We start from the raw sequence: 10,621 nt of genomic DNA, 5'->3' as shown, positions 1-10,621 counted from the left end.
CGGGGAAGGCGGGGGCTGCGGGTCCTGGGGGTGATGTCCGGCTTGGCGGCGGGCCGGGTACCGGGTGTTTCCGTGAAGCCGCCGTTGACGGCACCGGTGACCATGCGGTCGAAGGCCGATCCATCGTTGCGGGTCAGGTTGGGCACATAGCGGCTGTAGGTCCGGAACAGCATCTCGGTCGTGGTGTGGCCGAGCTGCCGGGCGATCCACTGCGGGTTTTCACCGGCGGCCAGCCACAAGGTCGCGCAGGTGTGACGCATCTGGTACGGACGGCGCGGCTTCAATTGCAGGTACCGGAGCAATGGCGCCCAGACCCGGGTGTTGAAGTTCGGGTTGTCGATCGGCTGGCCTTTCCGGGTACAGAAGACGTAAGCCTCGGGATCGTCCTTGGCCGGCTTCAGCTTCCGGAGCGCTTCCATCACCGGCTGCGACATCTGGACCTCACGCTGCGAGCCGTCGGTCTTGGTGTACTCGGTCCGGCCGTTGGCGAACGTTTCGCGGATCAGGATTTCCCGACGCTCGAAGTCGATGTGCTTCCAGCGCAGGCCATGCGCCTCCGCCGATCGCATGCCGGTGAAGAACCGGATGGTCAGGTAGTTCCGGTAATCCGGGCGGACCGTGTCGATGATCCGACGCACCTCCTCCATCGAGAACGGCTGGATCTCGATGCGCTTGGTCTTCAGCCGTCGGATCTTCAGCGCCGGGTTGACGTAGTCGTGACGCATCGCACCCTCATCGAGGATCTGACGGGCAATACCCATGATCCGGTTGAGGGTGGTGGCAGTCAGCGGACGGCCTTCCGAGGTTTTCGTCACGCACAGCCGCTTCTCGGTCAGCCTGGTCCGGAAGGCCAGCAGGGCGGCACGATCGATGTCGCCGATCGGCATGCCCCCGAACGCCGGCATCAGATGGGTGTCGAGCATCGACTCGACCGCTGTCCGGTAGCTGTGCCGCCACTCGACTTCCTTCTCGGCTTTCCAGAGCGCCACGAACTCCCGGAACAGCGGCGTGTTCGAGCGCGGCGCCACGACCGGCGCCGGGTCGATTTCCGTCGGCCCCGCTACCTGCTGCGAAAGCTCGGCGAAGCGGGCAACCATCGCGCTGCCGGGGAAGTAACGGGCGTAGTCGAAGGTATTGAGGGCAATCTCGCCCTCGATCTTCTTCAGGACCGCTTCCATCTTGCGGCGGTTGCTCGCGGTGTCCTCGAGCTTCGTGTATTCCCGGCAGCGCTGGCCACCCAAGCGGAAGTCGAAGTACAGAAGCCCTCCACGGATCGAGACACTACCCATTGCAGTAGCCTCCGCCCGCCATCGGGATACCGCTGTCGTTCGCCGCCGCCATTTGCATGTCGGCTTCGATCGCTTCCCAGATGTAGAGAATCTTGCGGCCACCGAACGGCCGGAAATAGTGACGGCCCTCCAGCAGAACCGAGTCCTTCAGGCGATCACGGATCGTGCGGGGGTCGTACTTGATGCGGACCGAAAGCTCCTCGGTCGTCAGATAGGTCGCGGCCATTGGCTGTTTCTCATCATTTATGATCCATATGGATCTGAAGCGATCCTATTCACTCATTTGTGATCTGTCAAGAGCGAAACTGATCTTTCTTGATTAGTTGAATCCTCAGTCGATTAGAATGGCCCACCATGATCCGCATCAAACTTAAGCAGCTGCTTGACGAGAAGGCCTTCAAAGAGCGCCGCCGGATCACCCTCAACGACGTCTCGGAAGCCACAAAAATCTCTCGTCCAACGCTGACGAGGATTGCGAACGTCGCTGGCTACAACACGAACACCGACACCATCGACGCCCTGTGCAAGTACTTCGGCTGTGAGCCGAGCGATCTGCTGCAGTTCTTGCCGGACGAGTAGCTGGTCTCGAGGGATGTGGTCATTTTCGGAGTGACCAGAAATTGCCGGTCTCAACGGGTCTCAGGGCAGTCTCAGATTGGTCGCAGTGACCACATCCCTGAATGGCACCTTTGGCGGGTGCGGCACCAAATTTCAATGACACCTGAAATGCAAAAAGCCCACATCGACGGGGTCGATGCAGGCTCTAAGTCATTGATTTTGGTGCGCCCGAGAGGATTCGAACCTCTGACTTCTTCCTTCGGAGGGAAGCACTCTATCCAGCTGAGCTACGGGCGCGGCGGCGCAAGGATACTACGAAGGGATGTTGTCAGACTCGTTCCTTCGGAGGGAAGCACTCTATCCAGCTGAGCTACGGGCGCGAGGTGCGTAGTCTAATCGAAACGAGCCCTCAGTCAGCAGTGACTGACGCGGTTGGCGAAGGGCGCTCGGGCACAATGCCGGCATTCGCGCCTCCTCGTGTTTCGCTCAGCTCCTTGGTTCATCGCAAGCCCCATCTTCCCGAGAAAACCTGCGTGGTCTGCGCGCGGCCGTTTGCGTGGCGGAAGAAATGGGAGAAGGTTTGGGACGAGGTTCGCTATTGCTCGGATGCTTGCCGTAGTCGTCGCTCAGCCACTTCTTCTTCGTCCAGCGCCGCGTCGGCTTCCTCGACGCTTGAGCTGCGGACAACCGATGGGTCCCGACGATCCTGAATTCTCCTCATGAACTTCTCCCGTGCGCAATCTCATCGTCATCCTTGGCGATCAGCTGGACGATCACTCCGCCGCCTTTGACGGCTATGACCCGGCGCAGGACTGCATCTGGATGTGCGAGGCGCCGGCCGAGGCTACTTATGCCTGGAGCCACAAGGCGCGCATCGCGATCTTCCTGGCGGCGATGCGCCACTTCCGCGTTGCGCTCGAGGCACGCGGCTGGGCTGTCGATTACCACGCGACCGCCGAGCATCCGCACGCGACCTTGGCCGAAGCATTGGCGGCGTCGATCGCGGCACTCAAGCCCGAGCATCTGATCGTCGTCGAACCCGGCGAATGGCGGCTGGCGCGGGATATCGAGCGAGTTTGTGCGACGGTGCGCTTGAGCTTCGAAGTCCGCAGCGATCGCCACTTCATCACTACGGTCGCCGAATTCCGTGACTGGATGGGCGCCCGCAAGCAGCCGCGCATGGAGCACTTCTATCGCGCGGTTCGGCAGCGCACCGGCGTGCTGATGACCGCTGACGGCGAGCCCGAAGGCGGTGCCTGGAACTACGATCACGACAACCGCGAAGCCTTCGGAAAACAAGGGCCGGGCTTCGTGCCGAAGCCGCGCCGGTTTCTGCCGGATGCGATCACGCAGGACGTGCTGACCATGGTCGCCGAGCGCTATGCCGAGCATCCCGGCGCGCTGGAACATTTCGACTGGCCGGTGACCCGCGCCGATGCGCTGATCGCCTTGCAGGACTTCATCGACCAACGCCTTGCCGCGTTCGGGCCGTTCGAGGATGCGGTCTGGGACAGCGAGCCGCTGCTCTATCACTCGCGTCTATCGGCGGCGATGAATCTGAAGCTGCTGAACCCGCGCGAGGTGATCGCGGCGGCGGTCGCGGCGTATCACGCGAAGCAGGCGCCGATCGAGAGTGTCGAAGGCTTCGTGCGCCAGATCATCGGCTGGCGCGAGTACGTGCGCGGCCTCTACTGGTGGCACATGCCGGCCTATCTGGACGACAACGCGCTCGGCGCCGAACAAGCGCTGCCGGCGCTGTACTGGACTGCCGACACCGAGATGAACTGCCTGCATCAGGTGGTGCGCGACACGCTCGCTCGTGGCTACGCGCACCACATCCAGCGGCTGATGATCACCGGCCTGTTCGCGCTGCTGTTCGGGGTCAAGCCGCGCGCCGTTCACGCGTGGTATCTGGCCGTGTATGTCGACGCCGTGGAGTGGGTCGAAGTGCCGAACACCATCGGCATGAGCCAGTTCGCCGATGGCGGCCTGATGGGCTCCAAGCCCTACATCGCCAGCGGCAAGTACATCGACAGGATGAGCAACTACTGCGCCGGCTGCCGCTATGATCCGGCGCTCAGCACCGGTCCGAAAGCCTGTCCGTTCACGACCTTGTACTGGGACTTTCTCGACCGCCATCGCCAGCGTTTCGCCAGCCATCCGCGGCTGGTCATGCAGGTGCGCAATCTGGATCGGCTGAAACCCGAGGTGATTGCAGCGATCCGCAATCAGGCTGCGCAATTGCGCAAGGATCTAGCGCCCAAGAACGTCGCGTAGCGCCGCTTCCAGATTCGGAAAGCGGAACACGAAGCCGGCATCGAGCGCCGCCTGCGGAATCACCCGCTGGCCGGTCAGCAGGATCTCGGCCATCTCGCCGACGATCAGCTTGAGCATGAAGCCGGGCATCGGCAGGATCGCCGGACGATGCAGCACGCGGCCGAGCGTCTTGGCGAATTCGCCGTTGGTGACTGGCTCCGGCGCGGTGCCGTTGAACGGGCCTTGCGCGCTGTCGCGCTCGATCAGGAAACGGATCAGCGTGATCAGATCGACGCGGTGCACCCAGCTCATCCATTGCTGGCCGGAGCCCATTGGCCCGCCGCCGCCGAGCTTGAAGGCCGGCAGCATCTGCGCCAGCGCGCCGCCGCCGGCCGGGCCTTTCGGCCCGAGCACGATGCCGGTGCGCAACCGGCAGACACGCACGCCAAGCGCTTCCGCCTTGAGGGCTTCGGCTTCCCAGTCGCGGCAGAGCATGGCCGAGTAGTCACTGCCGGCAGCATCGGCCTCGCTCAGCTTTTCATCGCCGCGCGGGCCGTACCAGCCGATCGCCGAGCCGGAGACCAGCACCTTTGGCTTCACCGCCAGTTCGCTCATCCAGTCGACCAGCCGCCGCGTGGTGTCGATGCGTGAACTGCGGAAGCCGAGCTTGCTCACCCGGTTCCAGCGCTGGCCACCGAGGTTCGCACCGGCGAGGTTGACCACGGCATCCACCGATTCGCTGCGGGCGAGATCGTCGATCGCCTCGGCACCCTCGGGAAGCCGCTTGGCAGCAGCGCCGAGTTCACGGGTCAGCACGGTCACCTGATGGCCGTCACGCAGCAGACCAGTGCAAAGTTCGCGGCCGATAAAACCAGTGCCGCCGGTGATCAGGACGTGCATGGGGAGTCTGTCTGGAAAGGTGCGCCTGACTGTATCGGAACCAGTCCGTCCGGCGTCACGGCGATGACGGTGTCGCCCCGCCCCGGCGCCACCGGTCAGCCGCCAGTGAAGCTGCCGAACGCGGGCAGACGTTCGATCTGGCGATCATGATTGCCCTGGATCAGGGTGATCTGCAGCTGCGCGTGCTGGCTGCGGAAAGCATCGATCGCCGCGACGGCGGGCTCATCGGCACTGAGCTGGGTGTGGAACAGATCGCCGAGCACCAGCAAGCGCCGCGGCGAGCGTCGGCATGTGGGGCTTGGGTGGCGAGTCGGCTGTCACGAAACGGAGGGGGATTGCAGCGGGCAGGCAGGCGTATCATCGCGCGCCTCCACGCTTGTAGTTGTCCAGGAACCATGAACACCTCCGCTGCCGCTGTGCCGGCATCGTTCAACCGCGGCATCCTCGCCGTCGTCGGCGCTTTCCTGATCTGGGGACTGCTGCCGCTATATCTGAAGCCGATGCACGAGGTGCCGGCGCTGAAGATCATGTCGCACCGCCTGCTCTGGTGCTGCCTGTTCGTGATGGCCTGGCTGGCCTGGCGCGGCCAGCTCGGCAATGTCCGAGCAGCCCTTGCCGATGGCCCGACGCGGCTGCGGCTGTTCTTCACCGCACTGCTGATCAGCGTCAACTGGATCGTCTACGTCTGGGGCGTGAACTCGGGCCACGTGCTGGAAACCAGCCTCGGCTACTTCATCAATCCGCTGGTCAATGTGCTGCTCGGCGTGGTGATCCTGCGCGAGCGTCTGAACAACGCGCAGTGGACGGCGGTGGCCTTCGCCGGGCTGGGCGTCGCCTGGCTGACCATCCAGACCGGCAAGCTGCCGTGGATCGCGCTGAGCCTGGCCATCTCGTTCGGGCTCTATGGCCTGATCCGCAAGCTGGTCAAGGTCGATGCGATTGCCGGGCTCGGTGCCGAAACCCTGCTGATCGCGCCGTTCGCGGCGATCTATCTGGGCTGGCTCGAATACAGCGGCCAGGGTGCCTTCAGCAACACCAACTTGGTGATCGATCTGATGCTGTTCGCCGGCGGTTTCATCACCGCGATTCCGCTGGCGCTGTTCGCCTTCGGCGCGCGGATCATCCCCTACTCGACGGTCGGCCTGATCCAGTACATCGGCCCGACCATGCAGTTGCTGCTCGGCATCTTCCTGTACCACGAGCCGTTCACGGCAACCCGGGCGATCGGCTTCGCGATGATCTGGATGGCGCTGGTGATCTACGGCGGCGATGGCCTGCTGCGCGCGCGGCGTCGGCCCCAGGAGGCAGTGGCGACGGCGGTACCGCCCGAGGCAGCGACCATCAAGTAACCATCTGCCCTGCCTTTCGGCACGGCAACTGTCGATACCGAGGCGCTGCCTGATGCTGCACCATGTCGCCGCCTCCTGAACCCAGTCCGAATGAATCCGATGCGCCGCCGCAATCGCCTGACCCGATGGCTCGCTGTTCCCGCTCTGCTGCTGACCCTGCTGGCACTGCCCGCCGGTGCCGCGGAACCTGCCGAATTGATGGGCAAGCGCCTGGCCGCCTGCGCCGCCTGCCATGGCGATGAAGGCCGCACGGTCGGCGAGGACTATTACCCGTCGATCGCCGGCAAGCCGGCCGGCTATCTGTATAACCAGCTGCTGAACTTCCGTGAAGGCCGCCGTCAGCACACGATCATGGCCGGCCTGCTGGCCCATCTGTCCGATGCCTATCTCGGCGAGATCGCGCTGTATTACGCAGCACGCCCGCACGCCAGCCAGCCGCCGATGACCGGCGCCACGCCGGAGCAACTGGCGCTCGGCGAACGGCTGACCGTACTCGGCGATCTCGAGCGCAAGATCCCGCCCTGCCAGGCCTGCCACGGCGAGCAGCTGACCGGCGTGGTGCCGATGATTCCCGGCCTGCGCGGCTTGCCGGCGCGCTATCTCGATGCCCAGGTTGGCGCCTGGAAGAACGGTGTGCGCCACGCCCGCGAACCGGACTGCATGGGCAAGATCGCCCGCGCGCTGAAACCCGAAGAGATCACCGCCGTCAGCGCCTGGCTGGCCAGCCAGGCGTATGCCCTTGATGCCAAACCCCTGGACAGCCTGCCGAACACGATGCCGATGGATTGCGGGGTGCTGCCATGAAGGGCCGGGTGATCGTTCTCGGCAGCGCCATCGCTGCCGCCTTCGCGTTTTCGATCTGGCTGAACAAGCCGGATCTCGATCTCGAACCGCTGGCGCCGGCGACGCTGGAATCGCCGACCCTGGAGCAGGTCAAGGCCGGCGAGTATCTGGTCCAGATCGGCAACTGCGTGGCCTGCCACACGGATCAGGGCGGTGCAGCGTTCGCGGGAGGCCGGGCAGTGCCGACGCCGTTCGGCGAGGTCTACAGCAGCAACCTGACCTCGGACGACGAAACCGGCCTCGGCCGCTGGACCAATCAGGATTTCTACCGGGCGATGCGCCACGGCCGTTCCAAGGACGATCGCTGGCTGTCCCCTGCCTTCCCGTACACCAGCTACACGAACCTCAAGCGGGAAGATTCCGACGCCATGTTCGCCTGGCTGCAGACGCTGGCGCCGATCAAGCGCGTGCAGACGCCAGACACGCTGCGCTTTCCCTATGGCACCCAGTTGGCCACCCGCGCCTGGCGCGCGCTGTACTTCAAGCCGGCGACCACGGCTGACATCGCGGCGATGGATCGCGGCCGCTATCTGGTCGAAGGTCTCGGTCATTGCGCCGCCTGCCACAGCGCGCGCGGCGCGCTCGGCGGCTTGCGCAGCAACACCAGCTACATGGGCGGCGAGATCGCCAGCCTCGGCTGGGATGCGTTGCCCCTAGCCCCAACCCAAGTGCCGTCGAAACCGATGACCGACAGCGAAGCCAAGGAACTCGGCCAGCTGCTGAAGACCGGCATCAACACCGACAAGGCCGTTGCCGGGCCGATGAGCGAAGTGGTGTTCCACAGCCTGCAGCACCTCAAGGACGACGATCTCGCCGCGATCGTCGCGACCCTGCGCGCGTTACCTATGGCCGATGCGCCGCCTGTGGCACGCGTGCCACAGGTCTCGCCCGAGCAGCGTCAGAGCCTGCGCGCGCGCGGCAAGCTGGTCTACGCCGAGCACTGCGCCGATTGCCACGGCGATGCCGGCGAAGGCCGCGCCAACGTCTATCCGGCGCTGGCCGGCAACGCCAACGTCAATGCCGTGTCGGCAAGCAATGCCCTGAATCTGACCCTCAACGGCGGCTTCCCGCCGTCGACGGCGGGCAACCCGTTCCCCTACGGCATGCCGCCGTTCAGCCAGTCCCTGAGCCGTCCGGACGTCGCCGCCGTGCTGACCTACATCCGCAGCGAATGGGGCAACGATGCGCCGGCGGTGTCGGTGGTCGAGGTCGAGCGGCGCTGAGTCTCAGCCGACGAGCACCGCCGCCAGCCGCTGCCAGGTCCAGAACGCGGCGATGCTGCCGATCGCGTAGAGCGCAGGCACCGGCACGCGGGCGGCGACCATCGGCAGCCGCGATACGGCGCGGGTGGCGACGAACACCACCGCCACGGTCAACAGCTGGCCGATCTCGACACCGACGTTGAAGGTCAGCAGCGCCAGCAGCAGGTGATCCTGCGGCAGGCCGATTTCCTTCAGCGCGCCGGCAAAGCCGAGGCCGTGCACCAGGCCGAAACCGAAGGCGACGATCGCCGGTGCGCGCCGCGCCAGCGTGTCCTCGCGCTTCAGGGCTTCGACCGCCATCAGCACGATCGACGCGGCGATCACCGCTTCCACCGGCGGGCCGCGCAAGCTCAGCCAGCCGAGCGCGCTGGCGATCAGGGTCAGGCTGTGGGCGGCGGTGAAGGCGCTGATCGTCCAGATCAGCTTGCGCCGGAAGCCGACCAGGAACAGCAGGCAGACCACGAACAGCAGATGGTCGATGCCGCCGAGGATGTGTTCGACGCCGAGGATGGTGTACGCGGAGGCGATCTCGCCGCCGCCGCGCGTGTCGTTGGCGCTGCCATACAGGCGGGCGCTCCGCTGCGAGGCGGTGATCGTGTAGACCTGCGGCGTACCGTCGAGCCAGAGCACGCGCAGCATCGCCGCCGAATAGCTGTCGCCAACGCCGTCGATCGCCACCGTGCCGCTCAGCCCGCCGACGCAGACCAGCTTGTCGCCTTCGGTGCGGCAGCCTTCCGGCCAGCGCGGCGTCAGCTCGTCTTGCGGCTGCCGGCCGATGCCGCCCTGGCCCCAGTTCCACAGGAACTCGCCGGGCAGCACTTCACGCAGGTTCAGCTCGGCGATCGACATCTCGTGCGCCGAAGCGTTGAACAGCGGTAGCAGCGCCAGCAGCGCCACACAGAAGCAGCGGATCAAGACGCTTCTCCGGCGACCTTCAGCGTGTACTTGTCGCCGAGCTTGTGGACCGCTTCGCTACGCAGTTCGGCCATGCGCTGATCGCGCCAGTCGAGCAGCACTTTCTCGCGCAGCGGCTCGAACTCGGCGGGCTGGCCATCGGCGCGCTTCTCGACCAGCACCGCGCGCGGCCCATCCTGGGCGTTGAGCGCCACCCAGCGATTCAGCGGCAAGGTCGCGAGCTGCGTGGTGAAGGCTTCGCCGAAGGCCGGCGTCAGGGTCGACATCGGCCGGCCGCGATAGATGCGCAGGCCGCTTTCGACATCGGTGTCCGGCTTGGTCGTGGCCTTGCTGTTGAGCACTGCCGCGAAGGCTTCGGCTTCGGCCAGGCTCGGCTTGCCGGCGATCACCGCTTCGAGGAAATCGATGCGCGGCGGATTGTCGTAGCGGCTGCGGTTGGCTTCGAACCAGGCGCGCAGTTCGGCATCGTCCGGCTTCGGCAACACCAGATTGGCCTGCACCACGTTCAGCGCCTTGAAGATCACCCGTTCGCGGATCGAGGTATCGCCGCGATCCAGTCCCAGCGCCAGGCCTTCGCGATAGAGCAATTCGTTGTCGAACCAGCGGCGGCGCATCGCGGCCAGTTCGGTGGCGGTCGGCTCGCGGCCCAGTTCATCGCGGACGATCTGGTGCAGTTCGGCGTCGGCACCGGCATTGAGCAGGATCAGGTTGCCGCTGTCGCGGCGCGATACCAGGGTGCTGTCGAGCGCAAACAGCAGGCCGCCGAAGACGAAGAAGTGCAGCAGCGGTTCGCGCAGCCAGCGGCGCGGGCCTTTTGCAGAAGCATCGGTCTGGCGATCGAGCGCGGAAGAGGTGATGGCGTTCATGGTTTCTCGGGGTACGCAGTGAGGCGAAATCAGGGTGAGGGTTCGAGCTGGCGCAGCGCGGCAGCGGCTTCGGGGCGATCCGGCTGGATCGCGGCCAGCTCGGCGAGCACGGCGCGGGCTGCGTCGGGCGCGCGATCGGCCAGCGCCATCGCGATACGCAGCAGCGGCTCATAGGCCGGACGGAAATCAGGGCTCAGGCGCAGCACGGCGAGCAGCGGCTCGCGTACCTGGGCCAGCATCGCCTGCGGATCGGCCACCGGCTGCACGTTCATGCCGGCCTTGAGGTAGGCATTGCGAGCCAGCCAGTAGGCGGCGATGCGGGCTTGCCACGCGCGGTCATCGGCATCGCGCGGCGCGCCGAACACGGCGGCCGGGCTGGCGCT

12 protein-coding genes, 1 tRNA gene and 1 pseudogene are annotated in these 10,621 nt (G+C 65.6%); 6 read left to right on the top strand and 8 right to left on the bottom strand.

Annotated elements, in window-relative coordinates:
* Together Q0D45_RS18730 and Q0D45_RS18725 are read right to left on the bottom strand one after the other, a co-directional pair.
* The coding region (locus tag Q0D45_RS18730) for a DUF3596 domain-containing protein (RefSeq protein ID WP_293396422.1) at positions 1-1,289 on the bottom strand (1,289 nt) is incomplete at its 3' end.
* Positions 1,282-1,515 carry a hypothetical protein gene (locus Q0D45_RS18725; RefSeq protein WP_293396419.1) on the bottom strand — a complete coding sequence of 78 codons (234 nt, stop codon included), beginning with the start codon at positions 1,513-1,515 and terminating at the stop codon, positions 1,282-1,284. The genes Q0D45_RS18725 and Q0D45_RS18730, both read right to left, overlap by 8 nt.
* 128 nt (positions 1,516-1,643) lie before the next feature.
* On the opposite strand from Q0D45_RS18725, the gene Q0D45_RS18720 reads away from it, so the two are divergent.
* Entirely contained in the window at positions 1,644-1,868 is a 225-nt protein-coding gene (locus Q0D45_RS18720) for a helix-turn-helix transcriptional regulator (RefSeq protein WP_293396417.1), read from the top strand.
* Positions 1,869-2,067: 199 nt separating this feature from the next.
* On the opposite strand, the gene Q0D45_RS18715 is transcribed toward Q0D45_RS18720, so the two are convergent.
* Positions 2,068-2,144: transfer RNA gene (locus tag Q0D45_RS18715), tRNA-Arg, on the bottom strand.
* A gap of 158 nt (positions 2,145-2,302) precedes the next feature.
* On the opposite strand from Q0D45_RS18715, the gene Q0D45_RS21695 reads away from it, so the two are divergent.
* Positions 2,303-2,557, top strand: coding sequence for a DUF2256 domain-containing protein (locus tag Q0D45_RS21695; protein WP_366946504.1), 255 nt, complete (start codon positions 2,303-2,305; stop codon positions 2,555-2,557).
* 22 nt (positions 2,558-2,579) lie between these two features.
* On the top strand, positions 2,580-4,124 hold the full coding sequence (locus Q0D45_RS18710) for a cryptochrome/photolyase family protein (RefSeq protein ID WP_293396415.1): 1,545 nt from the start codon (positions 2,580-2,582) through the stop codon (positions 4,122-4,124).
* Here Q0D45_RS18710 and Q0D45_RS18705 read toward each other — a convergent pair.
* Entirely contained in the window at positions 4,101-5,003 is a 903-nt protein-coding gene (locus Q0D45_RS18705; protein WP_293396413.1) for a TIGR01777 family oxidoreductase, read from the bottom strand. The genes Q0D45_RS18710 and Q0D45_RS18705 overlap by 24 nt on opposite strands.
* Positions 5,004-5,098: 95 nt before the next feature.
* A complete protein-coding gene (locus tag Q0D45_RS18700; RefSeq protein WP_293396411.1) occupies positions 5,099-5,266 on the bottom strand; it encodes a hypothetical protein in 168 nt (55 codons plus the stop codon).
* Positions 5,267-5,398: 132 nt separating this feature from the next.
* On the opposite strand from Q0D45_RS18700, the gene rarD reads away from it, so the two are divergent.
* The 3 genes from rarD (at position 5,399) to Q0D45_RS18685 (ending at position 8,418) form a co-directional block, all read left to right on the top strand.
* A complete protein-coding gene (gene rarD / locus Q0D45_RS18695; RefSeq protein WP_293396408.1) occupies positions 5,399-6,352 on the top strand; it encodes an EamA family transporter RarD in 954 nt (317 codons plus the stop codon).
* 90 nt (positions 6,353-6,442) lie between these two features.
* A complete protein-coding gene (locus tag Q0D45_RS18690; protein ID WP_293396405.1) occupies positions 6,443-7,156 on the top strand; it encodes a c-type cytochrome in 714 nt (237 codons plus the stop codon).
* Positions 7,153-8,418 carry a cytochrome c gene (locus Q0D45_RS18685; RefSeq protein ID WP_293396402.1) on the top strand — a complete coding sequence of 422 codons (1,266 nt, stop codon included), beginning with the start codon at positions 7,153-7,155 and terminating at the stop codon, positions 8,416-8,418. The genes Q0D45_RS18690 and Q0D45_RS18685 overlap by 4 nt, the downstream gene beginning before the upstream one ends.
* 3 nt (positions 8,419-8,421) lie before the next feature.
* Here Q0D45_RS18685 and Q0D45_RS18680 read toward each other — a convergent pair whose 3' ends face one another.
* The 3 genes and pseudogenes from Q0D45_RS18680 to Q0D45_RS18670 form a co-directional block, all read right to left on the bottom strand.
* Entirely contained in the window at positions 8,422-9,372 is a 951-nt protein-coding gene (locus Q0D45_RS18680) for a HupE/UreJ family protein (protein WP_293396399.1), read from the bottom strand.
* Positions 9,369-10,238, bottom strand: a complete 870-nt coding sequence (locus tag Q0D45_RS18675; RefSeq protein WP_293396396.1) for a peptidylprolyl isomerase — start codon at positions 10,236-10,238, stop codon at positions 9,369-9,371. Before Q0D45_RS18675 ends, Q0D45_RS18680 begins: the two co-directional genes overlap by 4 nt.
* A 29-nt stretch (positions 10,239-10,267) precedes the next feature.
* Positions 10,268-10,621: pseudogene (locus Q0D45_RS18670) on the bottom strand (spermidine synthase); the annotation flags it as partial.

It is taken from the genome of Nevskia sp., assembly GCF_023266035.1.
Classification (GTDB): Bacteria; Pseudomonadota; Gammaproteobacteria; order Nevskiales; family Nevskiaceae; genus Nevskia.
Note: the sequence above shows the minus strand (reverse complement) of the source record. Positions and strands in the feature narration are given on the sequence as shown.